The sequence below is a fragment of the Halomonas sp. OfavH-34-E genome, assembly GCF_024124525.1.
Taxonomy (GTDB): Bacteria; Pseudomonadota; Gammaproteobacteria; order Pseudomonadales; family Halomonadaceae; genus Halomonas; species Halomonas litopenaei.
Genome location: NZ_JAMXRY010000040.1, coordinates 22458 through 46852, shown reverse-complemented (window position 1 = coordinate 46852; position 24395 = coordinate 22458). Strand labels below are relative to the sequence as shown.

The 24395-nt window shown below is 65.1% G+C and carries 23 protein-coding genes; 8 read left to right on the top strand and 15 right to left on the bottom strand.

Going from position 1 to position 24395, the window contains the following annotated elements:
• The 3 genes from NH448_RS16575 to NH448_RS16565 all read left to right on the top strand — a co-directional run.
• Nucleotides 1–1174: ATP-dependent helicase C-terminal domain-containing protein (locus NH448_RS16575; protein WP_290442838.1), on the top strand; the 1174-nt coding region annotated here is incomplete at its 5' end.
• A 110-nt stretch (nt 1175–1284) separates the two neighbouring features.
• Complete coding sequence (locus NH448_RS16570; protein WP_204248984.1) at nt 1285–2217, top strand: glutaminase; 933 nt, start codon at nt 1285–1287, stop codon at nt 2215–2217.
• Nucleotides 2218–2325: 108 nt separating this feature from the next.
• The gene (locus NH448_RS16565) at nt 2326–2793 is read left to right on the top strand and encodes a YchJ family protein (RefSeq protein WP_157033107.1); all 468 of its coding nucleotides are present in this window, start codon (nt 2326–2328) and stop codon (nt 2791–2793) included.
• Nucleotides 2794–3002: 209 nt separating this feature from the next.
• On the opposite strand, the gene hutU is transcribed toward NH448_RS16565, so the two are convergent.
• The 3 genes from hutU to hutI form a co-directional block, all read right to left on the bottom strand.
• Nucleotides 3003–4694, bottom strand: a complete 1692-nt coding sequence (gene hutU / locus NH448_RS16560) for a urocanate hydratase (protein ID WP_045994314.1) — start codon at nt 4692–4694, stop codon at nt 3003–3005.
• Between the two features lie 36 nt (nt 4695–4730).
• Entirely contained in the window at nt 4731–5714 is a 984-nt protein-coding gene (gene hutG, locus NH448_RS16555; protein WP_083970572.1) for a formimidoylglutamase, read from the bottom strand.
• Between the two features lie 106 nt (nt 5715–5820).
• Nucleotides 5821–7032, bottom strand: coding sequence for an imidazolonepropionase (gene hutI / locus NH448_RS16550; RefSeq protein WP_045994313.1), 1212 nt, complete (start codon nt 7030–7032; stop codon nt 5821–5823).
• Nucleotides 7033–7737: 705 nt separating this feature from the next.
• On the opposite strand from hutI, the gene NH448_RS16545 reads away from it, so the two are divergent.
• A complete protein-coding gene (locus NH448_RS16545) occupies nt 7738–9060 on the top strand; it encodes a YjiH family protein (protein ID WP_045994312.1) in 1323 nt (440 codons plus the stop codon).
• An 85-nt stretch (nt 9061–9145) separates the two neighbouring features.
• Here the strand turns inward: NH448_RS16545 and hutC are convergent, their stop codons facing one another.
• Nucleotides 9146–9853 (bottom strand): histidine utilization repressor, encoded by a 708-nt coding sequence (gene hutC, locus NH448_RS16540; RefSeq protein WP_045994311.1) that lies wholly within the window; start codon nt 9851–9853, stop codon nt 9146–9148.
• A gap of 167 nt (nt 9854–10020) precedes the next feature.
• Between hutC and NH448_RS16535 the strand changes: the two genes are divergently transcribed.
• Nucleotides 10021–10722 (top strand): DUF938 domain-containing protein, encoded by a 702-nt coding sequence (locus NH448_RS16535; protein WP_045994310.1) that lies wholly within the window; start codon nt 10021–10023, stop codon nt 10720–10722.
• 62 nt (nt 10723–10784) lie between these two features.
• Here the strand turns inward: NH448_RS16535 and NH448_RS16530 are convergent, their stop codons facing one another.
• From NH448_RS16530 to NH448_RS16515, 4 genes are all read right to left on the bottom strand, one after another.
• The gene (locus NH448_RS16530; RefSeq protein ID WP_045994309.1) at nt 10785–11735 is read right to left on the bottom strand and encodes an NAD(P)-dependent oxidoreductase; all 951 of its coding nucleotides are present in this window, start codon (nt 11733–11735) and stop codon (nt 10785–10787) included.
• A 63-nt stretch (nt 11736–11798) separates the two neighbouring features.
• Nucleotides 11799–13091 carry a TRAP transporter large permease gene (locus NH448_RS16525; protein ID WP_045994308.1) on the bottom strand — a complete coding sequence of 431 codons (1293 nt, stop codon included), beginning with the start codon at nt 13089–13091 and terminating at the stop codon, nt 11799–11801.
• A 6-nt stretch (nt 13092–13097) separates the two neighbouring features.
• A complete protein-coding gene (locus NH448_RS16520) occupies nt 13098–13610 on the bottom strand; it encodes a TRAP transporter small permease (RefSeq protein ID WP_045994307.1) in 513 nt (170 codons plus the stop codon).
• Nucleotides 13611–13751: 141 nt separating this feature from the next.
• Nucleotides 13752–14726, bottom strand: a complete 975-nt coding sequence (locus tag NH448_RS16515; RefSeq protein WP_045994306.1) for a TRAP transporter substrate-binding protein — start codon at nt 14724–14726, stop codon at nt 13752–13754.
• 167 nt (nt 14727–14893) lie between these two features.
• Here NH448_RS16515 and NH448_RS16510 point away from each other — a divergent pair, with 167 nt between their 5' ends.
• Complete coding sequence (locus tag NH448_RS16510) at nt 14894–15934, top strand: LacI family DNA-binding transcriptional regulator (protein WP_045994305.1); 1041 nt, start codon at nt 14894–14896, stop codon at nt 15932–15934.
• Nucleotides 15935–15994: 60 nt separating this feature from the next.
• On the opposite strand, the gene NH448_RS16505 is transcribed toward NH448_RS16510, so the two are convergent.
• From NH448_RS16505 to NH448_RS16475, 7 genes are all read right to left on the bottom strand, one after another.
• On the bottom strand, nt 15995–16264 hold the full coding sequence (locus tag NH448_RS16505; protein WP_315900842.1) for a hypothetical protein: 270 nt from the start codon (nt 16262–16264) through the stop codon (nt 15995–15997).
• A gap of 162 nt (nt 16265–16426) precedes the next feature.
• Entirely contained in the window at nt 16427–17680 is a 1254-nt protein-coding gene (locus tag NH448_RS16500; protein ID WP_045994304.1) for a TRAP transporter large permease, read from the bottom strand.
• Nucleotides 17677–18177, bottom strand: a complete 501-nt coding sequence (locus tag NH448_RS16495) for a TRAP transporter small permease (RefSeq protein WP_239452596.1) — start codon at nt 18175–18177, stop codon at nt 17677–17679. Before NH448_RS16495 ends, NH448_RS16500 begins: the two co-directional genes overlap by 4 nt.
• Nucleotides 18178–19215 (bottom strand): TRAP transporter substrate-binding protein, encoded by a 1038-nt coding sequence (locus tag NH448_RS16490; protein WP_253029036.1) that lies wholly within the window; start codon nt 19213–19215, stop codon nt 18178–18180.
• Nucleotides 19216–19621: 406 nt separating this feature from the next.
• Complete coding sequence (locus NH448_RS16485; RefSeq protein ID WP_083970643.1) at nt 19622–19894, bottom strand: type II toxin-antitoxin system mRNA interferase toxin, RelE/StbE family; 273 nt, start codon at nt 19892–19894, stop codon at nt 19622–19624.
• On the bottom strand, nt 19894–20151 hold the full coding sequence (locus tag NH448_RS16480) for a type II toxin-antitoxin system RelB/DinJ family antitoxin (RefSeq protein ID WP_045994821.1): 258 nt from the start codon (nt 20149–20151) through the stop codon (nt 19894–19896). Before NH448_RS16480 ends, NH448_RS16485 begins: the two co-directional genes overlap by 1 nt.
• A gap of 107 nt (nt 20152–20258) precedes the next feature.
• A complete protein-coding gene (locus NH448_RS16475; RefSeq protein ID WP_045994822.1) occupies nt 20259–21878 on the bottom strand; it encodes a glucan biosynthesis protein D in 1620 nt (539 codons plus the stop codon).
• A 268-nt stretch (nt 21879–22146) separates the two neighbouring features.
• Here NH448_RS16475 and NH448_RS16470 point away from each other — a divergent pair, with 268 nt between their 5' ends.
• Together NH448_RS16470 and NH448_RS16465 are read left to right on the top strand one after the other, a co-directional pair.
• The gene (locus NH448_RS16470) at nt 22147–23208 is read left to right on the top strand and encodes an HlyD family secretion protein (RefSeq protein ID WP_045994823.1); all 1062 of its coding nucleotides are present in this window, start codon (nt 22147–22149) and stop codon (nt 23206–23208) included.
• The gene (locus NH448_RS16465; RefSeq protein ID WP_083970644.1) at nt 23198–24349 is read left to right on the top strand and encodes a DUF2955 domain-containing protein; all 1152 of its coding nucleotides are present in this window, start codon (nt 23198–23200) and stop codon (nt 24347–24349) included. Before NH448_RS16470 ends, NH448_RS16465 begins: the two co-directional genes overlap by 11 nt.
• Nucleotides 24350–24395 lie beyond the last annotated feature (46 nt).

Here is a 24395-nt window from a genome sequence, read left to right as displayed (position 1 = left end):
CGAGGGTCGTCAGGGCGCCTCGCGGGAGCCAGATCTGGAGCGGGTGTTCGTACCGCTGTTGTCGTCGCCGAGGCCAGACCCTGCCTGGCAGCGGGAGGCCCGGCGACTGTGCAAGCGCGCCGGGGTGGCGCTGGACAAGGCCCATGGGGGTGAGTCCCGTGCAAGCGAGCCGGGCGCCTCAATAACCTTGGGCGAGCTTCTGCTCTGCGCCTACCCCGATCGTGTCGCTCAGCACCTTTCGCCCGGACGCTTTCGCCTGCGTGGCGGTGGCCTGGTGACGCTGGCAAGCGATCACCCCCTGGCCCACGCGCCCCTGCTGGTCGCGGTGGACCTGGACGGTCGCCAGCGTGAGGCCCGGCTCTACCGTGGCGTACGGATCGAGGAGGCGGCGCTGCTGGCGCATTTTCCTGAACTTGGCGACTGGACCGAGCGGGTCGCCTGGAACGCATCGGCGGGGCGCTTGGAAGGCGAGCGGGTACGCGCCCTCGATGCCGTGGTGCTGGAGCGCAAGCCCCTGGCAGGACCGCCGAGTCGAGAGGCGAGGCATAGGGCGCTGCTCGACGCCCTGGGGCAGCGCGAGGCGCTGCCGCTGGACGAGGCGGCAGAACAGCTCAGAAGACGGGTAGCGCTGTTGCGACGGGCGCATGATCCCCAGTGGCCGGAGCTTGACGACGCCAGCCTGATGGCCGAGCTCGAGGACTGGCTCGGTCCGCATCTGGACGGCCTGTCGCGGCTCGATCAGGTGCTGGCGCTGCCCTGGGAACGGCTGTTGCGCGAACGTCTGCCGTGGCCGTTGGCGGGCAAGCTGGACGAGCTGGCACCGCGACGGCTGGCGCTGCCAAGCGGTGACAGCGCGGCCTTGCGCTATGAGCGTGAGGTCGACGACGGCGACGAGCACGGCACGCGTATCGTGCCGGTGCTGGCCGCCAAATTGCAGGCCCTGTTCGGTTGCGAGGCCACACCGCATATCGTCGACGGGCGGGTGCCGGTACGCCTGGAATTGCTGTCCCCGGCGCGGCGTCCGCTGGCGACGACCATGGACCTTCGAAGCTTCTGGCACAACGTCTACCCCGAGGTGCGCAAGGAGAACCGCGGCCGCTACCCCAAGCACCCCTGGCCAGAAGATCCGCTTGCCGCCGAGGCGACCATGCGCACCAAGCGGCGCGGGCGCTGAGCGGGACATATCGCCCGGGAGATTGTCCCCGGCCGGGAACCGGCGTTGACAGCCACGAAGGAGGGGGCGACCATCGCCAGCCTTGTCAGGCTCCTGGAAGAATCACGCTCATGGGAAAGACCCTTACGCCGGAACAACTGCAGGCGCTGGTCGAGAGGCTGGATCGCGAGGCTCGTCAGGCTGGCGAGTGGGGCCAGGTGGCAAGCTATATCCCCGAACTTGCCTGTGTTGATCCCCGCCAGTTCGCCATCAGTGTGTGCACCGTGGATGGACAGGAGTTTCATGCCGGCGACGCCGCCAAGGCCTTTTCGATCCAGAGCGTGTCGAAGGTCTTCACCCTGGCGCTGGCGCTGGGGCGCCACGGCGATGGCCTGTGGCAGCGGGTCGGGCGCGAGCCATCGGGCCGGGCCTTCAACTCCATCGTCCAGCTGGAGGTGGAAGACGGCATTCCCCGCAATCCCTTCATCAACGCCGGGGCGATTGTCACCACCGACGCGGTGCTCGGGTGCAATGCGCCACGCGACACCCTCGGCGAGATTCTGCGCTTTCTGCGCGAGGCCTCCGGCGACGAGGACATCCACATCAACGAGCAGGTGGCGCGCTCCGAGCATGCCACCGGGGATCGCAACTTCTCCCTGGCCTACTTCCTGCGTTCCTGCGGCAACCTGACCAACGACTGTGACCGGGTGCTGGGCACCTACTTCCATCACTGCGCCATCGAGATGTCCACCGCCCAGCTCGCCAGGGCCACACGCTTTCTGTGTGGTGGCTTCGAGGGCCAGCGCATGATCGGGCTCGAGCGGGTACGGGCGATCAATGCGTTGATGATGACCTGCGGCCACTACGATGGCTCGGGGGACTTCGCCTATCGGGTCGGCTTCCCGGGCAAGAGCGGTGTCGGGGGCGGGATCATGGCGGTGGTACCCAACGTGGCCTCGATCGCGGTGTGGTCGCCGGGCCTGGATCGCTACGGCAATTCGCTCAAGGGCACCGCCGCCCTGGAAGGGCTTTCCAAGGCCACAGGCTGGTCGGTATTTGCGTGAGGCCGGTACAGGTCGGCAGTCTGTTTAAAGCGTTGCCACCCACGTCGGGTGTTCGTACAAGGCCCGCGCTGTGGCAAAGCGCAAGGTAGATAAGAGGAGAGCCGCACCTTGACTACAACGTCATCCACCCGCTGCCCCTGCGGCAGTGGCCTGGTCCTCGAGCACTGCTGTGGTCTGCTGCACCAGGGCGAGAACGCAGGTTCGCCTGAGGCGCTGATGCGCTCGCGCTTTGCGGCCTTCGCCCTCGGGCTCGAGGACTACCTGCGCCATAGCTGGCACCCGGACAGTTGCCCGGCGCAACTGGGCGGTGACGACGATACCCGCTGGAAGCGTCTCGAGATTCTCGATAGCGGTGAAACAGGCGATCAGGGCTGGGTGCAGTTTCGTGCGACCTTTGCCGAGGACACGCCAGGGCGGCAGCGCTGGGGCGTGCTGGAAGAGCGCTCGCGCTTTGTGCGCCACCAGGGGCGCTGGGTCTATCTGGATGGCGAGGCCAGGGTGTCTCGACTCAAGCCGGGACGCAACGATCCCTGTCCCTGTGGCAGTGCGCGCAAGTTCAAGCAGTGCTGCGCCTGACCCGTCGCCGGCCACTTCAGGGGCGTCGGCGCACGTTTCAAGTGGCATCGAAGTGAATCACGGTTGTACACGATAAAGGCCGCCCCTAGGGGCGGCCTTTGTGCAGGCGTCTGCGCTTCTTACATGGCGCTCCCGGGCAGGAGGCGCGCTCAGGGACAAGGCGCCTTGATGCCAGGGTCGGGCACGCCAGCGGCGCGCCCGGGACGGCATCAGTCCTTGAGCATCGGCAGGTCGAGGCCGTTGTCGCGGGCACACTGCCTGGCGATGTCGTAGCCGGCGTCGGCATGGCGCATCACGCCGCTGGCCGGGTCGTTGCGCAGGACGCGGGCCAGGCGGGCATCGGCCTCGTCGGTACCGTCGGCGACGATGACCACACCGGCGTGCTGGGAGAAGCCCATGCCGACACCCCCGCCGTGGTGCAGTGAGACCCAGGTAGCGCCGCCTGCGGTGTTGGCGAGGGCGTTGAGCAGCGGCCAGTCGGACACGGCGTCGCTGCCGTCCAGCATGGACTCTGTCTCGCGGTTGGGGCTGGCCACGGAACCGGAGTCGAGGTGGTCACGGCCGATGACGATGGGCGCCTTGAGTTCGCCGTTCTTGACCATCTCGTTGAAGGCGCGGCCGAGGCGCGCGCGATCCTTCAGGCCGACCCAGCAGATACGCGCCGGCAGGCCCTGGAAGCTGATGCGCTCCTTGGCCATGTCGAGCCAGTGGTGCAGGTGCTCGTCGTCGGGGATCAGCTCCTTGACCTTGGCGTCGGTCTTGTAGATGTCCTCCGGATCGCCGGACAGCGCCACCCAGCGGAACGGGCCGATGCCCTGGCAGAACAGCGGACGAATGTAGGCCGGGACGAAGCCGGGGAAGTCGAAGGCATTCTCGACGCCTTCTTCCTGGGCCATCTGGCGGATGTTGTTGCCGTAGTCGAAGGTGGGCACGCCCATCTTCTGGAACTCGAGCATGGCGCGCACATGCACCGCCATGGACGCCTTGGCGGCCTTGACCACTGTGTCGGGCTCGCTCTTGGCGCGGGCCACGTACTCGTCCCAGGTCCAGCCAGAGGGCAGGTAGCCGTGCAGCGGATCGTGGGCACTGGTCTGGTCGGTGACCATGTCCGGCTTGACGCCGCGCTTGACCAGTTCCGGCAGGACGTCGGCGGCGTTGGCGCAAAGACCGATGGAGATGGCCTTGCCTTCACTGGTGTAGCGCGCAAGACGCTCGAGCGCGTCGTCCAGGTCGTTGGCCTGCTCGTCCAAATAGCGGGTACGCAGACGGAAGTCGATGCTCGTCTGCTGGCACTCGATGTTCAGCGAGCAGGCGCCGGCCAGGGTCGCCGCCAGCGGCTGGGCGCCGCCCATGCCGCCGAGGCCGGCGGTCAGTACCCAGCGGCCCTTGAGGTCGCCGTTGAAGTGCTGACGGCCAGCCTCGACGAAGGTCTCGTAGGTGCCCTGGACGATGCCCTGGGAGCCGATGTAGATCCAGGACCCGGCGGTCATCTGGCCGTACATCATCAGTCCCTTCTTGTCGAGCTCGTTGAAGTGCTCCCAGTTGGCCCAGGCCGGCACCAGGTTGGAGTTGGCGATCAGTACCCGCGGCGCGTCCTTGTGGGTCGGGATCACCGCTACCGGCTTGCCGGACTGGATCAGCAGGGTCTGGTCGTCCTCCAGGCGCTTGAGCACCTCGACGATCTTGTCGAAGCATTCCCAGGTGCGGGCAGCGCGACCGATGCCGCCGTACACCACCAGATCCTCGGGACGCTCGGCGACGTCAGGGTGGAGGTTGTTCATCAGCATGCGCAGGGCGGCTTCGGTCAGCCAGCTCTTGCACGACAGCTCGGTGCCGGTGGGGGCGGCGATCTTGCGCGAAGGATCGTGGCGGTCGTTCAGCGAGGGCGTGATCTGGTTCATGTCGGTACCTGTAGTGAAAGGGAATAAAAGGCTCGGTCAGGCGTTGGACCGGGTCAGTTGATGCACCAGGCGGGCGGCGAGACGCGCCGTACGTTGGTCGATGTCATACGCCGGGTTGACCTCGGCGATGTCGATCAGGCGGAGCTTGCGCGAGCGACGCAGGAACTCGAGGATCGGCTCGAAGTGGGTCAGGATCACGCCCCGCGAGGCGGGAGCGCTGACGCCAGGGGCATCGCTTGCAGGGAAGACATCCATGTCGATGGTCAGGTAGACGTGATCGCAGTCGGCTACCAGACGCTGCACGTCGCGCTTGATGTACGCGATGCGGCTATCGCGAAACTCGCGATCCTCGACCACCAGCGACTTGAGCCGCTTGGCGGTGTGAAACAGGGCACGGGTGTTGGCCGCCTGGCTGACTCCGAGACAGGCGTAGCGGAACGGCCAGCGACGCCTGGCGCAGTCGGCGGCGATCTGGGCGAAGGGCGTGCCGGAAGACGTCTGTTCGCTGGGGTCGCGCAGGTCGAAGTGGGCGTCCAGGTTGATGATCGCCACGGTGGGCCTGCGGTGGCCCTTGTCCAGATGCTCGGAGAGGCCGCGCCAGCTGGCGTAGGCGACTTCGTGACCGCCGCCCAGTACCACCGGCTGGTGGCCCTGGTCGAGGATCTCGGTCACCCGCGCGCCCAGCGCCTCCTGGGCATCTTCCAGGCCATTGCCGACACAGTGCACATCGCCGGCATCGTAGGCCGGGGCGTCGCGGTGCCAGGCCATGGGGGCGAGGGCACGGCGAATGGCGGCGGGGCCATCGGCGGCGCCCACCCGCCCCTTGTTGCGGGCGACACCGGCATCACTGGCAAAGCCCGTCACCACGACGCCAGGCTCGGCGCCGGAGCGGTAGGCGGCGATGCGCTGGTGCCAGCGCTCGCTGTTGGGCTCGGGGTCGGTACGCCCCTGCCAGATACCCATGTCCGGTTCGGTCAACGGCGCGGTGGGAGACGAGGGGGAAGCGAGCTGCTCATCCATGGGTCAATACGCCCTCCAGCAGGCGATGCTTGAGCCGTCCCGGCTGGACGGCATGGTGTCTGGGTCAGCCGCCGGGGTCATGGATGACCAGGGGGAAGATAGCTGCTCATCCATGGGTCAATACGCCCTCCAGCAGGCGATGCTTGAGTCGTCCCGGCTGGACGGCATAGGCCAGTTCGGCCGGGCTATCGATGTTCCAGACGCAAAGATCGGCGGGAGCGCCGACGGCGATGCGTCCAAGGTCTGGCTGGCCGATGGCCTGGGCGGCGTGGCGGGTCATGCCGGCCAGTGCCTCCTGGGGCGTCAGGCGCAGCAGGGTGCAGGCCATGTTCAGCATCAAGGTCGGCAGCACGATGGGCGAGGTGCCAGGATTGGCGTCCGAGGCCACCGCCATGGCGACACCGGCACGACGCATGGCGTCGATCGGTGGGTGCTGCGTTTCACGCAGGGTGTAGAAGGCGCCGGGCAGCAGGACGCCGACGGTCCCGGCATCGGCCATCGCCGCGATGCCGTCGTCGTCCAGATACTCGATATGGTCGGCGGATAACCCTCGGAACTGGGCCACCAGGGCGGCGCCACCGGACAGTGAAAGCTGCTCGGCGTGGGCCTTGACCGGCAGGTCAAGCGCCCTGGCCGCCTCGAACACGCGCCGGGACTGTTCGCTTGAGAAGGCGATGCGCTCGCAGAACACGTCGACCGCATCGACCAGGCCCTCGGCGTGGGCCGCCGGCAGGATCTGGTTGCACACCAGCTCGATGTAGCCATCGGCGTCGCCTGCATACTCCGGTGGCAGGGCATGGGCGGCCAGCAGGGTGGTAGTGACGCGAACGGGCAGTTGCTCGCCGAGACGTCGCGCCACCCGCAGCATCTTCAGTTCGTCGGCCAGGGTCAGGCCGTAGCCGGACTTGATCTCGACGCTGGTCACGCCGTCCTCGATCATCGACGTGAGACGCTTCGCAGCGGCGTCGAACAGGGCCGATTCGTCGGCTTCCCGGGTCGCCGTAACGGTGCCCAGGATGCCGCCACCGCGACGTGCGATCTCTTCGTAGGAGGCGCCTTGCAGGCGCAGCTCGAATTCGTCGCTGCGCTGCCCGCCGAAGACCAGGTGGGTATGGCAGTCGATCAGGCCCGGCGTCATGACGCCGCCTTGCCCCATGTCGACGGCGTCGCGATGTTGACTCGGGTCAAGGGTCTGCATGGTGCCCAGGGCGCAGATCCGTCCATCCTCGACCGCTACCCAGTGACGCTCGGGCAGGGTGGTCAGTCCGTCGAAGATCGCCAGATCGCGCCACAGCAGGCGCTTGGATTGCTCGGACATGGGGATGCTCCGTGTCGGGTAATGTATATACAAATAATGCCTTCAGGCCGTTTCGTCAAGCCGCCGAGTCGCCAGTGATGCATTGCCCGAACCCTGGTTCGGGCCTGATGGATGGTTGTTGAAACAGCGGCTTGCAGGCGTTTTATGGGCTCGCTTTCAGGTCATGGCGCATCAATAGACCATGGTCGTAGTGCGCGGATAGGCGTGAAATCCCGACGGATTGCTTCGATAAACGTATATACATGGTCGCGGATGCACCAGGCCTGTCCTCTCTGAAGCATCGCCCCGGGGGAGCGCAGGTCGTCTAGGCGCAGTGCACTCCGTCTTGGCCGCGGGATCGTTACCGGCTTTTCTGAACCCCGAGTCGTCGAGGGGCCCGAGAGCGTTTCAGGCACGCGCGGAAGGCGTCGGGTGCCCCATGGGATCGCTCGACAGCATCATGTATATACAGGAAAGTGTGGTTCTGGAGTCCTTGCCGGTTCGTCCGATGCCCTGACCGGCGGCCTGTCTGCGACGCTGCAGGAAAGAGGTCTAGCGGAGCGTGATAACGCCGTTTAACGAACGAATCTGAGGAGAAGTTTGTGGCGTATTAGACCATCGTCTAAAGGCGCTGAGGGGGAGTGCTTTGCCACTATAGCGGTTGAAATGTATATACAAACAAGATGACACTTACGAGTTGGTTCACACTTCGACGAGGTTCCCTTCATGGCGACGACTCCTGGTTCCTCGGTAGGCCAGACACCCCTCGGCCTGCTGTTGTTCAAGCTGTTGGTGCCCAGCGCCATCGGCATCTTCATCTTCTTTGTTCCGGTTGCCTGGGAAGGTCGAACCACGATTCCGCTGGATCATCTGGTGACCGCGGCCCGGGCCGGGCTCGGTGACTGGGCGAGGTTCTACGCCCTGGCGCTGATCATCGCCGGCGCGGCCTATCCGTTGATCAAGGGGGATTGGCGACGCAGTCTCACCGACAAGATCTTCACCGTGCTCAAGCTTCTGGGGGTGGTGGCGGCGCTGTTGACCATGACCACCGCCGGTCCGGCACTGCTGCATCAGCCGGACATGCTGCCCTTTCTCTACGACAAGCTGGTGATTCCGGTGGGGCTGATCGTGCCGATCGGTGCCATCTTCCTGGCGCTGCTGCTGAGCTATGGGCTACTCGAGCTGATCGGCATCCTGGTTCAGCCCGTCATGCGCCCGCTGTGGCGTACCCCGGGTCGAAGCGCCATCGACGCGGTGGCCTCCTTTGTCGGCAGCTACTCGATCGGACTGTTGATCACCAGCCGTGCCTACGCCGGTGGCCAGTACTCGGCCCGAGAAGCGGCCATCATTGCCACCGGTTTCTCTACCGTCTCCGCGCCGTTCATGATCATCGTCGCCAAGACCCTGGGGCTGATGGACTACTGGAACGCCTACTTCTGGATCACCCTGGTGATCACTTTCGTTGTCTCGGCGGTGACCGCGCGGTTGTGGCCGCTGTCAGGCATGGACAACACCGCGACCGACGGCGAACCTGAAGCGCGGAAGGGGGATCGCCTGGCGCTGGCGTGGCGCACCGGTATCAAGGTGGCCGAGCAGGCGCCGCGGCTGGGATCCAGCGTACGCAAGAATCTGACCGAAGGGCTGGTGATGGCGATCAGCATCCTGCCGTCGATCATGTCGGTGGGGCTGCTGGGACTGCTGGTGGCCAAGTACACGCCGGTGTTCGAGTGGCTGGGCTGGCTGTTCTATCCGGTGGTGGCGATCTTCGGCATCGACAATGCCCAGGAACTGGCCCAGGCCAGCGCGGCGGGCCTGGCCGAGATGTTCCTGCCGGCGCTGCTGCTCGGTGGCGACGCGGGAATCGACTTCGTGGCGCGCTTTGCCGCCGGCGTGGTGTCGGTGTCGTCCATCCTGTTCTTCTCGGCGTCCATTCCCTGCGTGCTGGCCACCCGGATTCCCATCACGATATGGCAGATGCTGGTGGTGTGGGCGGTGCGGGTGGCACTCACCCTGGTAATGGCGATCCCGGCGGCCATGCTGCTGCAGTAACCTTGTCGATCGCTGTAGCCGTAAGCACGAGGGCCGGACAATCACTGTCCGGCCCTCGTGCATTGGTGGAGGCTGTGTCCGTCCCTCAGTCCTTCCACGCCGAGCGCAGCTTGTAGCGATCTCCCGGGTGGATCAACACGGCGTAACTGATGAGCAGGTCATTTGACCAGGTGCGCCGCCGCAACTGCAGGCAAGGGAGGGAGGTGGAAATGGCCAGCTCCTCGGCCTGTCGTGTGTCTGCCGAAACGGCCTCGACCACGTGTTCGATATCGGTGATCGGCCAGGTTTGGATCAGCACCTGATGGGGCGTGGTGAGCGTGAAGTCGGCGTCCAGATAGTCGGGCACGTGGCGGGGATTGACGTAGCGCAACTCGAGCTGGATGGGCTCGTCGTTTTCGTGGTGAACGATGCGGGTATGGAAGACCTTGCTGCCTCGCTTGACCCCCAGTTGCAACGCGATGTCCTCACTGGCATCGATCGCTTCGGCACGCTGCACCCTGGCCCGATAGTGATGGCCGCGACCGCGGACCTCTTCGGCGATATTGTGGACCTCCATCAGCGAGGATTCCGCCTTGCGTTCGGTGACGAAGGTTCCCGCCCCCGGCTGGCGGGTAAGGTAGCCACGCTGAACCAGTTCGCGGATGGCCTTGTTGGCGGTCATGCGACTGACGTTGAAGTCGAGCGCCAGCTGCTCCTCACCCGGGATGCGATGGTCGGTGGGCCATTCCCCCCGCTGGATCTTGGCCAGGATGTGCTGTTGAATCTCGAGGTAGCGAGGCGCGGGTCGAGCCATGGGCCGTCCTTGGTGAAGATGAAGGGTATCTTTTGCTAGTGTACCGGGACGATCATCGCTTGGCATCGTTGCGCAAGCCGTTGATGCCAGACGTTACCATGCTTCCGTTATATCCGTTTGGCCATTGCCGCTCTTGTTACTCCCCTTGTTTACCGTGAGGTTTTCCCATGTCCGACGCGAGACTCTCCAGTCCAGCGGCGCTTCGCAATCGCGAGCCCATCCACGCGGTGCTGCGCCAGTGCCTGGGACGCCATGCCCGTGTGCTGGAGCTCGCCAGCGGCAGTGGTGAGCACGGACTCTATATGACGCAGTGCCAGCCGGGCTGGCGATGGCAGCCGAGTGACGTTTCCGAGGCGGCGCTGGCGTCCATCGCTGCCTGGCGCGCGCTTGCAGCAGCAGAAGATAGGCAAGGGGCAGCGGAGGGTGACAGGCAAGGCGAAAGCGAAGCGCAACGGGCAGGGCCTGCTGGGCGAGAGCCGGAGCAAGCGACGCAAGGGGGCGGCAATCTGCTGGCGCCGGTGCGCCGCGACTTGCTGGAGCCCTGGCCGGATGACACCTTTGACGCCCTGGTGGCGATCAATCTGATCCATATCTCGCCGTGGGAAGTGACGCCTGCGCTGATGGCAAAGGCCCAGGTCCACCTCGAGCCAAGCGGCGTGCTGTTGCTGTACGGCCCTTACCGACGTGGTGGTGAGCATACCGCGCCGTCCAATGCGGCCTTCGACGCCGACTTGAGGCGCCGTGACCCGCGCTGGGGCGTGCGGGACCTGGAGCAGGTGACCGAGGTTGCCGCCGAGCACGGCCTGAGCCGGGAGGCCGTCCACGAGCTGCCGGCCAACAATCTGGCGCTGGTGTTCCGTCGGCAGTGATGGCGGAAGCGGATCGACCCCGTCTGCGAGCGGCCGGCCTTTGACAGGCCGGCCGTGTCGTTTCAGGCGTTCTTCTTGAGCCAGCGATGGTAGTCCTCGAGCCCCTCGCGGATATCGGTAAATTGCGGCTCGAAGCCCAGATCCGTGCGCGCGCGGGTGATGTCCAGGGGGCTGCCACGCACCACGAAGGGGCCAGGCCCCAGACGCATGCCGCTGTCGTGGCCGAGCAGGTCGGTGACGCTGTCGACGATGTCCTGATGGGCGATCGGCACACCGCAGGAAATGTTGTAGTGGCGGTGAGGCACGCTGTCGGCATCGAACAGCGCCAGGATGCCCCTCGCGGTGTCCTCGACGTGGGTCCAGTCGGTGGTCTGGTCGCGTCCGTTGTCCGGGTGCACATCGCGTAGCCCTTCGAGTGGCCCGAACATCGCCTGGTAGACCGCGTGCATGTGGGAAGGGCGCTTGCCGGGGCCATACACGAAGAACAGTCGGGCCTGACGGATATCCATGCCGTAGGTCGCCGTGTACTGGTCGCCGTAGAGCTCGCCGGAAATCTTGGTGGCGCCGTAAAGGTCGGTGGCCTTGTAGGGCATGGTCTCGACCTGGGGGCCGGCGGCGTCGCCGTAGACCGCGCCGGAGCTCATGTTGACCACCTTGTCGATGCCCAGCAGTCGGCAGGTCTCGTAGACGTTCAGGGTGCCCATGGCGTTGATCGACAGGTGCTTGAACGGGCGGGTCTGGAAGCTCGGCCCGGCGATCACCGAGACGCCGTGGATGACCCCTTCAAGCTCGTCGCGATAGCGCAGAAAGGTCTCGAACAGGGTGTGGGTGTCGAGCACGTCGACCGCTTCGAAGTGGACGTTGTCGCGCACTTCCTCGAGATAGTCGAGGCCCATGCGGTCGACGTGGGGGGCGGCCATATCGCAGATGATGACCTTCTTGCCCTGGCGGGCGAGCAGGGTGGCGACCCAGGAACCGACGTGGCCGAGGCCACCGGTGATCAGTATAGCCATGGCATGACTCCTATTGAGATAAGCCCGCCGGGCAAGGCCCTGGAGCCTTGCCCGGTCGCGGCGTCATTTGAGCAAGAGGTTGGGGAGGAACATCACGATGGACGGAAACAGCGTGATCACGATCAGCACCGCCACCAGCGGGATGTAGAACGGCAGGGTGGCCCGCACCAGGGTGTTGAAGGGCAGGTCGGTGATCTTCTGGATGGCGAACAGCACCGTGCCCACCGGTGGCGTGATCAGCCCGATCATCAGGTTGAAGATCATCAGCACGCCGAAGTGCACCGGATCGATGCCGTACTGCACCACCACCGGCACCAGCAGCGGCGTCAGCAGAAACAGCGCCGGCACCGAGTCGATGAATAGTCCGATCAGCAGGATGAACAGGCTCAGCAGCAGAAGCAGCAGCATAGGATCGCTGACCGTGGCGAGCAGGAAGTCGGCGACCAGGGCGGTGACCTGGTAGCGTGCCAGGATCCAGCTGTAGAGCGCGCTGCCGGCGATGATCAGCAGCAGCACCGAGGTGTCGATGGCGGTGTCACGCAGGATCTGGACGAACTCGCGCAGGGTGATCGAGCGATAGACGCAGAACGAGATGATCATGCAGTAGAGCAGCGCCACCACCGAGGCCTCGGTGGGGGTGAAAAGCCCCGACAGGATGCCGACCAGGATGATCACTGGCGTCAGCATGGGCAGCAGGCCCCGCGACAGTGCACGGGTGAATTCGGCCATGGTGGCGCGGGCCCGGGTCGGGTAGCCACGACGATGGGAGATCACCGCCACCATCACCATAAGGCCGGCACCCATGAACAGGCCCGGCAGGATGGAGCCGAGAAAGATCGCGGCGATGGAGGCGTTGGCCAGGGCGCCATAGATGACCGCCGGAATGCTGGGCGGGATAATCGGCCCGATGGTGGCGGAACTGGCGGTGACCGCGGCGCTGAAGTCGGTGGGAAAGCCATCGTCTTCCATGGCCTTTATCTCCACCGCGCCAAGCCCGCCAGCATCGGCCACCGCTGAGCCCGACATGCCGGCAAACAGCATGCTCGCCAGCACGTTGACGTGGCCGAGCCCGCCCTTGAGGTGACCCACGGCGCAGCGCGCCACGTCGAACACCCGATCAGAGATGCCGGCGGAGTTCATCAGCCGGCCGATCAGCAGAAAGGCGGGAATCGCCAGCAGGGTGAAGCTGTTGACGCCGTACAGGGTGCGCTGGGCGATCATCTCCAGCGGGATCTCGGCGAAGCCACGGGTGTAGGCCAGCACCGCCGCCGATGAGGCGATCATCGCAAAGGCGACCGGCACCCCCAGCATCAGCAGCACGATCAGGCCGACGAACATGATGGCAAAGATTTCCATGGTGTCTTACTCCTTGGGTTCGTCAGGCAAGGTGGAAGGCTTGCCGCGCAGACGAACGACGAGGTCCTCCACCAGCAGCAGTGCCATCAGGCCGGCAGCGACCAGCTGCATCAGGTACAGGTAGGAAAAGCTCATGTCGAAGGTGCTGGCGAAGATGCCGGCGGTGCGCTCCATCATGTTGAAGGCGCCCCCCATGATCATCAGAAGCACCAGGATGCTGATGGCGTCGGCGGCGACCGCCGCCCAGCGCTGGGCGCCCGCTGGCAGCAGGTCGGTGACGACGGTGATGCGGATGTGTTCCTGGTAGCGCAGCGCCAGCACCGAACCGAGAAAGATCTCCGCCAGGAACAGATAGCGGGAAACCTCGTCGGTCCAGGGCACCGCGACGCCGAGGGCATAGCGTGCGATTACCTGAATGGCCATGACCAGCAGCATCAGGCCGAAGGCACCGACTACCACGGTGGTCAACAACCACCAGAAAGCACCCAGTGCCCGGGACAGGGTAGGAGATGAGGTCATCGGACACTCCGTTGCCCCCGCCGGGTGGCGGGGACTTGACTCAAGGGAGGGAGGCCTCGGTCGGCGAGGCCCCGTGGGACGGTCAGATGCTGTGCCAACCCTCGAGGCAACAACGCCTTCGGGGTTAGCGCCGCCTCGGACTTACTGGATCAGTGACAGCACATAGTCACGAACGGCCGGGTCGTAGTCCTGGGCGATCTCTTCCACGGCGGGGCGCGCGGCCTGGCGGAAGGCGGCGACATCGGGCTCGACCACCTCCATGCCTTCTTCCTTGAGTTTTTCAAACAGCTCCGCCTGACCATCGCTGACCAGTTGATCGCCCCAGGTGGTGGCGTCGTCGATGGCGGACAGGACGATGTCACGGTGTTCGTCGGACAGTTCCTGATAGACGTCTTCGTTCATCAGCCAGTGGAAGAACGAGTAGACGTGCTCGGTGCGGCTGACATAGTCCTGCACCTCGAACAGCTTGCCGGCGTAGATGTTGTCCACCGGGTTTTCCTGCATGTCGATGACGCCGGTCTGCAGCGAGGTGTAGACCTCCGGCCAGGCGATCGGGCTCGGCAGTGCGCCGATCTCGCCCCATACCGCGACCCAGGGCGCGATCTCCGGCACGCGCATGCGCACCTCGCTGACGTCCTCCGGGGTCTTGACCGGGGTCTTTGAGGTCAGGTTGCGGGGGTTGCGTGCCGACAGGCCCACCAGGCGCATGTTGCCCTTGGCGATCAGGCTCTGATTCAGCGCCTCGCCGATCTCGCCTTCGTAGATCTTGCGCGCCTGGTCACTGGAGTCGTAGACGAAGGGCAGGTCGGCGGCGGCAAACTCGGGGGCATACAGGGTCATCGGCATGGAGCCACCGAGGGCGATGGCGTACTCGCCGTAGCTGGCGCCTTCCAGGTGGTCGCGCTCGCCACCGACCTCGGTGCCAAGCAGGGTCACCGTCAGCTCGCCATCGGACTCGCTCTCGATGGTGTCCTTGAGGCGCTCGCCGATCTTGAACATGGCGTGGGACGGGTCGGTGTGGATGGCGATGGCCAGGTCTTCGGCGGCGGCGGTGCCAGCGGCGCCGAGCGAGATGGCGGTGACCAGGGCAAGGGGGGTGAGGCTGCGTGCGTTCATTGTCGTTGTCTCCTCGGGGCGTATCGTCCGACGACGCTATTGCGTCGAGGCGTAGTCGAAAGGTAGCCGACATTGCATGGGTAGCGCTACCATTAAGATGGTAGCGCTACCCATACTTTGGTCTTGGGTTACACTGTGGCCAAAGGAATCTTCGAGGAAGGACGCCAATGGACAGCCAGGAAATTCGCTCACGCAAGCGCCACCGGGGCAAGGGCCGAGTGACCCTGGCCGACGTGGCCCGGCAGGCGGGGGTCGCGCCGATCACCGTATCGCGGGCGCTGAATACGCCGGGGCGAGTCTCCGCCGAGGTCAAGCAGCGTGTCGACGCGGCGGTGGAGGCGCTTGGCTATGTGCCCAACCTGATCGCCGGGGGGCTTGCCGCAGCGGGCACCCGCGTGATCCCGGTGATCGTGCCGTCGCTGGCGATCCTGACCTTTATCGAGGTCATCGATGCCATCCAGAAGCGACTGGAGGCGGCGGGGTACCAGATGCTGCTGGCCACCACCGACTGGGATCTGGACCGCGAGGCCAGTCTGGTCGATACGGTGCTCGGCTACTCGCCGTCCGGGGTGATCCTGACCGGTCTGCGCCACCGGCCCCGGGTGATCTCGCGACTCAGGGACTGGGGACGCCCGGTGGTAGAGATCATGGAAGTGGGCGACGACCCCATCGACATGAACGTGGGGGTGGACGGCGTCGCCCTGGGTCACGCTATGGCGTCCCATCTGATCGGGCAGGGCTATCGGCGTATCGCCTTCGTCGGCTCGCACCTGGGGCATGACTACCGGGCGGCACAGCGCCTGGAGGGCCACCAGCGAGCGCTGGAGGAGGCGGGCGCGGCCTGTGGCGGGGTGCTGGAGTACCACGAGCCGGCGTCCTACGAGGTCGGGGTGCGGGCGCTGGAGGATGTGATGGCGATGACCCCGCGACCGGACGCCATCCACTGCTCCAACGATATCGTCGCCAGCGGCGTGCTGCTGGCGGCAAGCCGCCAGGGCATCAGGATTCCCGAGGAGCTGGCGGTGGGGGGCTATCTGGGGTTGCCGCTGGCGGAGCACCTGACGCCGAAGCTGACCACCCTGGCGGTGGCCCGTAGCGAGATGGGCACCCAGGCGGCGGAACTGCTGCTCGAGCGTCTGTCCGGCAAGACCCCGGAACGGCCGATCCGGGATCTGGGATTCACCCTGGTGAAGGGCGGCAGCACCTGAGCATCAGCAGGTCCTGGCGAGGCCTGTACCACCGGTGAAATGAGGGAGCAAATCGGGCGATCATTCTTCCGGGATAACGCCCGGTTCACGATACTTGACGCCTTCGTTCTGGCGCTCCTGTTCGGTCTTGTGCTCATCCACCGGGGGAACGCCCCAGACCGTCTCCTTGTGTCCGTCATCGTAGGTGTAGGTGGTGCAGCCGGCGAGGCTTGCCAGCAGCAGGGCGGCGATCATGGCGGCGATCATGGCGCGGCTCGGCAGGCCGATCCTTGCTTGGTGCAGGAAGGCGCGAAGGCCGGGGCGGGCAACGACAGGCAGGCGAAGGGACATGAAGGCTCCGGATGTCAGGGTACGGTGAAGCTGCAAAGGAGTCGCCGATGAAGCGGTCCATCGCCAGTATGGCGCTGTGGCAGCAAAGAAAAAACCGCGGATCCTGGTGACAGCATCCGCGGCTCGCTGGTTGGCGCTAAACCGGCCTTCTCGCCTCCGGCGTCAGGACGAGAGCCACAGGGGCACGTAGACCACCAGCAACAGCACGCCGATCAGCCCCAGCAGGTAGGGCAGGATGGCACGGGTGATACGCTCGAGCGGCAGCTGGGTCACCGAAGAGGCCACGTACAGGTTGATCGCCACAGGGGGTGTGATCATGCCGATCGCCAGCCCCACCACGATGATCAGGCCAAAGTGCACCGGGTCGATGCCGAGCTGGGTCACCAGCGGCAGCAATACCGGTGTCAGGATGATCAGGGCGCTGGCGGTCTCGATGAACACCCCGGTCAGCAGGATCACCGCCACCACCAGCAGCAGGATGACGTAGGGATCGGTGGACAGCGACAGCACCGACTGGGCGATCTGGGCCGGCACCTGGGCGCTGGACAATGTCCAGCTGAGCACCGCCGAGGTGGCGATCACCAGCATGATCACCGAGGTGGTGATCGCCGAGCGGATCATCACGGCGTACACGTCCCGATAGGTCAGGTCGCGATAGACGAACAGCGACACCAGCAGGGCGTAGACCACCGCCACCACCGCCGCCTCGCTGGGGGTGAACACCCCCGAGAAGATCCCGCCGAGGATGATGACCGGCGTCATCAGCCCCCAGCTTGCTGCACGCAGGGTCCGCCAGATGGTCGCCAGCGACAGCGGGCTGCCGTGGGGGTACTGGCGACGGTGGGCCTGGACCAGGGCGATGGCACCGAGGCCAAGACCCATGGCCAGCCCCGGCAGAAAGCCGGCCAGAAACAGGTCCGACACCGACTCCTGGGCGATGACCGCGTAGATGATCATCGGCACCGAGGGTGGGATCACCACGCCGATGGTGCCACTGGCGGCGATCAGACTGGCGGCGGAGGCCGGGTCATAGCCCTTGCGCTTGAGTTCCGGCACCAGGCTCGAGCCCACCGCAGCGGTGGTGGCCGCACCGGAGCCTGAGATGGCGGCAAAGAACATCCCGGCCAGTACCGACACCAGCGAAAGCCCGCCCTTGAGAAAGCCGAACAGGCTGTCGGCGAAGTCGACCAGCTTGCGGCTGACCGCGCCCTGGGCCATGAGGTCGCCGGTGAGGATAAACATCGGCACCGCGACCAGGGCGAAGGTGTTTATGCCCTGGAACATCTGTTGGGGCACCACGGCGAGCGGTGTGCCCTGTACCACCAGCGTCACCAGGGTGCTGGCGCCGATGGTGAAGGCGATGGGCACGCCGATCAGCATCAGCACCACGAAGGAGATGAACAGCAACAGCATCACGCCACCTCCTGCGGGCTCGCCGGCGTCTGGCCGGTGAGCTCTCGCACGATCGCCACCAAGGTGGTGAAGGCCATCAAGGCGCCTGCCAGGGGCATCACCGCGTAGACCCAGGTCATCGACAGGCGCAGTGACGCCGACTTCTGGAAACTCTGCAACTGCATGTAGTTCCAGCCGATGATGATCAGCGCCAGCAGAAAGGCCAGCACCACCAGGTGGGCGATGATCCTGGCGACTCGTCCGCCAAGGCCGGGCAGGGCGTCGACCACGAAGGTCACGGCGATATGACGACCGGCGCGGTAGGCCAGGGTAGCGGCCAGGAAGGTGATCCAGACCAGCAGAAAGCGTGCGACCTCTTCGGTCCAGCCCACCGCGGTGAAGGCTACCCGGGAGATGATCTGCAGGGAGATGACGCCGATCAGCGCCGCCATGGCGGCGAACACCACCGGGCGTGTCACGGCGTCGAGTCCCCGCTCAAGGCGTTCGAGCAGGGACAGCACTTACTTGGACTCCCCGGCCTTCAGCGCTTCCTGGATGCGCGGCAGGTAGTCGCCGAACTGCTCGCCGTAGGTCTCGTAGACCGGAGCGACGGCGTCCTGGAAGGCGGCGATGTCGGGGGACTCCTCGATCTGCATGCCGGCTTCCTTGAGTTCGGCAAGCTGTTGCTCGGCCATGGCGGCGTTCTGCTCACGCTCGTACTCGGCGGCTTCCTGGGCGGCGGCCTCGACGACCTCCTGGGCGGCCTCGGGCAGCTTCTGCCAGGACGGCATACCCATGACGAAGATCGCCGGGGCGTAGGTGTGGCGCGACAGCGTCATGTAGTCCTGGGTCTCGTTGAGCTTGAACGAGTGGACCACGTTGATCGGGTTTTCCTGGCCATCGATGGTGCCCTGCTGCATGGCGGTCAGCGCCTCGGTCCAGGCCATCGGCACGGCATTGGCGCCGAGTTCGCGGAAGGTGTCGACGTAGACCGGGTTTTCCATGACGCGGATGCGCAGGCCGTCGATGTCCTCGGGGCTTGCCACCGGGCGCTCGGAGTTGGTCAGGTTGCGGAAACCGCGCTCGGCGTAGGCCAGGCCCTTGAGGTTGACGTCGGCCAGCCTGTCGAGCAGTTCCTGGCCGATGGGGCCGTCGAGTACCGAGTAGGCCTCCTCGGGCGAGGCGAACAGGAACGGCAGTTCGAATACCGCCATGGGCTCGACGAAGTTGGCCACCGGGCCGTTGGTGATCACGCCCATGTCGACGGTGCCGATCTGCATGCCCTCGAGCAGGGTGCGCTCATCACCCAGGGTGGCGTTGGGGAAGATCTCGACGTCGACCTTGCCGTCGGTGCGGGCTTCGACCAGCTCCTCGAACTTGGTAGCGGCGATATGGAAGCCGTCCTGCTCGTTGACCACGTGGGCCAGGCGCAGCTTGACCGGGTCCATGTCGGCGAAGTCGTTGGCCTGGGCGGCGGACGTGGCAAGCGCAGTGGACAGAGCGATGCTGGCGGCCAGGGTGGTCAGGGCAAGGGGGCGGGGCGCGATGTGGCGTGTCATGGGGGTTCCTTGGTGGTGTTCAGCGAAATGGCGTCTTCTCGGCGGGCCGTCACTTTACGATGGTAGCCGCCTAGCGCCTTGTTTTTGTTGAGAGGTTGGAGTGATCTAGCAGCCACGATCATGCCGGAAGCGGCGCCACGCGGTCAATTCGGCTGAGTTGAGGGGGAAGAGCAAAGGATGAGAGCAGGGGAATTACCCTGTGTCGTGGTGTCGGGAACCGCCATGCGGGGAAGGGTTTCAGGCTAGGCGCTGTTCGAAAAGTCGACGAGCGAAGGTTAGACAAGGCAAAAATTGGTGAGAAAGCGCAGTTTACGGGGTGTAAATGAGCATTTTGACCGGGCTGGCGCACCAGCCGATTTTTAACGCCGTATTACCGAGCGCAGGCACTTTTCAGACAAGCCCTAGCCTACTCGCGGAAGAGATCTGCGTGGCTACCTGTCCGGGCCAATTGCAGTTGGTCATCCACGACGCGATACAGCAACAGCCAATCTGGCTCGATATGGGCATCTCGGTAACCCTTCCAGTTTCCCTGCAATGCATGATCCTGGTAGGTATCCGGCAAGGGCGCTTGCTCAAGCAGCAGGCCCAGCAGTCGGCGTAGCTTTTCCATGTCCTTGCCGCGCTTCTGGACCCGCTTTACGTCTCGCTTGAACTGGCTCGAGCGAACTGGGGTCAGCATTAGATGCCTAGATCGTCGAACAGCGCATCCGCACTATCGAAGCGCTTGCCCTTTCCGGCTTCGAGCTCTTCCAGCGCCTTGGTCGTGGTGGCGCTTGGTACCTGCACCGCAAACGGCAGGCGCTTTTCGTCGGCGATCCGCAGCATCAGCAGGCGGATGGCGTCGGACACGGTCAGGCCCATGGCATCGAGGGCGGCGGTGGCGCGCTCTTTGGTCTCGCTGTCGATGCGAGCTCGGACCACGGTATCGGTACCCATGAATGTCTCCTTCTCATTGGTAGCCACTGTGTAGCTACATTGTGGCCTGGCACTGGCAACTTGTCATCAAGGAAGGAGGGCGCCCCGCATCGTCGGTGGGGGGGCGACTACAAGTGATCGGGGTTATGCAACTCGCGCTCATCGCCGGGCGGCGGCGTCCACTGGTAGATCCAGGTCTCCGACAGCGGCTTGCCTTCGCTATCGCGCAGATACAGACGCAGATTGATCGGCTCGGTGCCCTCGTCCGGTGGTACCACATCGAACATGGCCCGGTAGCCCTGGATGGCGTCCAGCGGTCGGGCCGAGGTGATCTCGACGCGCCCGGCGCTGGTCTCGATGACCGGCTCCACCTCGGCCTCGCTTGCGTCATCGAAGGGGAAGGGGCCGCCGCGGAAGTCCACGGCGAAGCGCCAGCTGAAGTACTCGCGACGTTGGCCGACGACGCCACCTAGTCCGGTACGGGTCGCCACGCAGCGCGACAGGCTGGGTTGCTGTGGCGGCAGGTCGTACCAGCTCAGACGATAGGCGTAGCGTAGCTCCTGGCCGGCCTCCACCGGGGCCTTGGGTTGCCAGTAGGCCACGATATTGTCGAAGGTCTCGTCCTTGGCAGGCAGCTCCACCAGGTCCACGCTGCCTTCGCCCCAGCCCTCGGTAGGTTCGACCCACACGCTGGGTCGGCGATCGTAGTAGACCCCATCGTCCTGGTAGTGGTCGAAGTCGTGGTCGCGCTGGGCCAGGCCGAAGCCCTGAACATGGGTGGCGGAATAGGCGTTGTAGCGAAGCTGGGGCGGGTTTACCAGCGGGCGCCACAACCATTCGCCGCTTTCGGTGTGGATCGACAGCCCATCCGAGTCATGGATCTCCGGGCGCCAGTCATAGTTGACGTCACGATCGTTCTCGCCGACCAGGTACATGCTGGTCAGTGGCGCGATGCCCAGACGCTCGATCGTCTTGCGCGGATAGAGGGTCGCGGCCACGTCCATGACCACGCCTTCGACGTCGCGACGAATATCGAAGCGGTAGGCCCCGGTGGTGCTCTCCGACTCGAGCAGGGCGTAGACGATGAGCTTGTCTTCACCCTCGGGCTGTTCGAGCCAGAAGCGGGTGAAATCGGGGAATTCCTCGGGTTCGCTGCCGGCGGTGTCGATAGCCAGGCCCCTGGCCGACATGCCGTACTGCATGCTCTGACTGACCGCACGGAAGTAGCTGGCGCCCAGGAAGGAGGCGATATCGCGCTTGGGGTCCTGATGATGGTGCAGGCGGAAGCCGGCGAAGCCGAGGCGTTCGGATAGCGTATCGGTATCGACCACGCTATCCCCATCGGCATTGGAAAAGTTGAATAGCGCCGGGTCGTAGGCCAGTTCCTGCGCCTGTCCCTGGCTGACCTGGTAGATCCTGACCGGGGTGGTGAAGCCACGACCCAGGTGAAACAGCTGGGCCGTATAGGGCGCGTCGCTGTTGCTCCACAGGGCGTGGTCGGCGCGGTAGCCGATGGCCTGGTAGTCGTCCCAGGAAAGGGACTTGAGCTGGTCGGGCAGTTCGCCTTCGTGATCCTGGTGAGGTTGCCCCGACAGATGGCGGGCGAAGCCTTTCAGCCAGGCGTAGTCGAAGGAGACCTTTTCTCCGGTGGTCATGAGCCGCTGGTCCAGCGCGGCCAGCAGCGGGGAGATTGGCAGGGCGTAGGCGCTGAGGGCGGTGGCCGCCTTGAGGAAGTCACGTCGCTGCATTTCCATCATCCTTGTGGGTCGAGCATGTCGGGTGTCGGGCGACTGCCTGGGTAAGCAGTCGCTACGCCTGGTCGAGCACGTCGAAGGGTACGACTGCCCGAATCGGCAAAGGTTCAGGAAGGGTGCATGAAGGGTCTCAATATTGTTAACAGGCTAACAAAGTGCTAGTCTACGCGGCCGGTCGACGGGGGACGCCTTCGTCAAATACCGAGCGGCTCCGTCACGTGAGCCCGTCAAGTCAGCCCGTCGTGTAACCAAGAGGAATACCATGACCCCCGACCAGCGCTTCAGGTGGATCGTTCGCCTGGCCTTGGGCATGTTCGTCCTGATGTTTGCCTATTTTGTGGTGGCAGATACCTACATGCCGATGACCCCGGAGGCGCGGGTCATGCGCCCGGTGGTGCGTATCGCCCCGGAAGTCAGCGGCCCCGTCGAGCGGGTCCACGTCAGCAATAACGACCATGTCGAGGCGGGTGATCCGTTGTTTCGTATCGACCCCGCGCCCTTCGAGCTGGCGCTTGAGCAGGCGCGACTGGAACGGGAGGCAGCCCGCCAGCAGAACGCGACTTTGAGCGCCAGCATCGCATCGGCCCGCGCCGCCCTCGAAGCGGCCCGCGCCAGGGCCCAGGAGAGCGCCCAGGAGCGCCGGCGAGGTGAGCGCTTGATCAGCCAGAACAGCATCTCGCGCCAGCGCCTTGATGGCCTGGTAGCCACCGACCGTCAGGCCCAGGCCGAGGTCAAGTCCGCCGAGGCCGAAGTGGCGCGCTTGGAGGCCGAACTGGGTGCCGAAGGGGAGGCCAACTTGCGTTTGCGTCAGGCCCGCAACGCCCTGGAGCAGGCCGAGCTCGATCTCGACCACACCCTGGTGCGGGCCCAGCATTCCGGCACGCTGAGCAACCTGCAACTCGAGGTGGGTGACTACGCCACCCAGGGACAGCCAGCGCTGGCGCTGATCACCGATGAGGTCGAACTGATCGCGGATTTCCGCGAGAAGAGCCTGCGCAAGGTCACCGCCGGCGACGAGGCCCGGGTGGTGTTCGACGCCATGCCCGGCCAGGTCTTTGCCGCCCGGGTAGAGAAGCGCGACGCCGGGGTCTACGACGGACAGATCAGCGCCGACGGTAACCTGGCCGACATCCCCACCACCGACCGCTGGCTGCGCGACGCCCAGCGCCTTCGCCTGCACCTTTCGCTGGCCGGGGACGCACCGACGAGTCTACCCACCGGCTCCCGCGCCACGGTGCAGCTGTTTCCCGGGGAGCACCCGCTGGCCCATCCGCTGGGGGCGCTGCAGATTCGGCTGATGTCCTGGCTGCATTATGTTTATTAACCGGCTACCGGCGTCGTTTACCAAGCGGCCACGGGCGTCGTCTACCAAGCAGCTACGGGCGTCGTCTATTAAGCAGCCACCGGCGTCGTCAGGGCAGCAGCAACCGAAGGCCTCGAAGCTCAGCGACAACGGCCTGCGCCAGTGTCTGCGTATCGCGGTGGGGGCCTGGTTCGGCTTTCTGATCAGCCAGCTGATGCACTGGAACTATGGTGTCTTCTTCACCGTCTTTCCGATGTTTCTGCTCGGGATCATTCCGGTGTTCAACGCCCATGTGGTGCGCCAGTTCCTGGGTAACGCCTGCCTCAATGTGGTCGAGATCAGCCTGGTGGTGGGGTTGACCCAGCATCTGCCGGTGGTGATGACGGGACTGGTGTTCCTGATGTTCCTGGGACGCTTCACCCTGATGGCCAGGGGGCCGTTGTTCGTGTTCGGCGCCAACGGCGTGCTGACCCTGAGCATCATGCTGCATTTTGCCAGCTACCCCGACCTCGACCTGTTCGATCTGCTGGCCAGCAACACCGTGGCGAGTTTTCTGGCGGTGGCCATCGCCGCCCTGATGCACTGGCTGTTTCCCGATGTCACGCCGCGACAGCCGCCACCACGTCAGGCCAAGACGGCGGCGCTGAAGCGCCATCAGGCGTTGATCGGGGCGCTGACCGCGACCCTGTCCTTTCTGGTGTTTCAATTGCTCGATCTGCGCGACTCCCTGTCCGCGCAGATGGCGACCATCCTGATCCTGTTTGCCCTCGGCTACCATGGCGCCCGGATGTCGGCCTGGCGTCGTGCCATCGGCACTCTGTTGGGCTGCAACCTGGCACTGGTGCTGCAAATGGTGCTGTTCACCAAGAGCGACCATCTGCTTCTGGTGCTGCTGGCCTACGCCATCGGTCTTTTGCTGTTCGCACGGGAGCACGTCATCGAGAACGCCGGCTCCGGCATCGGCTTCGGCGGGCTGACGACCCTGGGTATCCTGTTTGGCCAGTACCTGAGACCCGATCAGGATCTGGTCGTCGACGCCGTCTATCGGTTCAGCTCGATGTGCGTGGCACTGCTGGTCACCCTGGCGGTGATGGCGGTACTGCATCGGCTGCTGGATCTATGGCCTGCGGCCTCGAGCCGGGAAGCACCGCGCACGAGTTGAGTTTTTTATGCTGCTTGCAATAGAGAAGGGGGCCGTGTCAGCACGG

Coding starts and splice junctions, on each gene's coding strand:
- NH448_RS16465 (WP_083970644.1), top strand. CDS start 23,198: ATGTTTATTAACCGGCTACCGGCGTCGTTTACCAAGCGGCCACGGGCG.
- hutU (WP_045994314.1), bottom strand. CDS start 4,694: ATGAACCAGATCACGCCCTCGCTGAACGACCGCCACGATCCTTCGCGC.
- NH448_RS16530 (WP_045994309.1), bottom strand. CDS start 11,735: ATGGCTATACTGATCACCGGTGGCCTCGGCCACGTCGGTTCCTGGGTC.
- NH448_RS16525 (WP_045994308.1), bottom strand. CDS start 13,091: ATGGAAATCTTTGCCATCATGTTCGTCGGCCTGATCGTGCTGCTGATG.
- NH448_RS16570 (WP_204248984.1), top strand. CDS start 1,285: ATGGGAAAGACCCTTACGCCGGAACAACTGCAGGCGCTGGTCGAGAGG.
- NH448_RS16470 (WP_045994823.1), top strand. CDS start 22,147: ATGACCCCCGACCAGCGCTTCAGGTGGATCGTTCGCCTGGCCTTGGGC.
- NH448_RS16480 (WP_045994821.1), bottom strand. CDS start 20,151: ATGGGTACCGATACCGTGGTCCGAGCTCGCATCGACAGCGAGACCAAA.
- NH448_RS16505 (WP_315900842.1), bottom strand. CDS start 16,264: ATGTCCCTTCGCCTGCCTGTCGTTGCCCGCCCCGGCCTTCGCGCCTTC.
- NH448_RS16520 (WP_045994307.1), bottom strand. CDS start 13,610: ATGACCTCATCTCCTACCCTGTCCCGGGCACTGGGTGCTTTCTGGTGG.
- hutC (WP_045994311.1), bottom strand. CDS start 9,853: ATGGCTCGACCCGCGCCTCGCTACCTCGAGATTCAACAGCACATCCTG.
- NH448_RS16490 (WP_253029036.1), bottom strand. CDS start 19,215: ATGACACGCCACATCGCGCCCCGCCCCCTTGCCCTGACCACCCTGGCC.
- NH448_RS16545 (WP_045994312.1), top strand. CDS start 7,738: ATGGCGACGACTCCTGGTTCCTCGGTAGGCCAGACACCCCTCGGCCTG.
- NH448_RS16535 (WP_045994310.1), top strand. CDS start 10,021: ATGTCCGACGCGAGACTCTCCAGTCCAGCGGCGCTTCGCAATCGCGAG.
- NH448_RS16485 (WP_083970643.1), bottom strand. CDS start 19,894: ATGCTGACCCCAGTTCGCTCGAGCCAGTTCAAGCGAGACGTAAAGCGG.
- hutI (WP_045994313.1), bottom strand. CDS start 7,032: ATGTCCGAGCAATCCAAGCGCCTGCTGTGGCGCGATCTGGCGATCTTC.
- NH448_RS16515 (WP_045994306.1), bottom strand. CDS start 14,726: ATGAACGCACGCAGCCTCACCCCCCTTGCCCTGGTCACCGCCATCTCG.
- hutG (WP_083970572.1), bottom strand. CDS start 5,714: ATGGATGAGCAGCTCGCTTCCCCCTCGTCTCCCACCGCGCCGTTGACC.
- NH448_RS16510 (WP_045994305.1), top strand. CDS start 14,894: ATGGACAGCCAGGAAATTCGCTCACGCAAGCGCCACCGGGGCAAGGGC.
- NH448_RS16475 (WP_045994822.1), bottom strand. CDS start 21,878: ATGCAGCGACGTGACTTCCTCAAGGCGGCCACCGCCCTCAGCGCCTAC.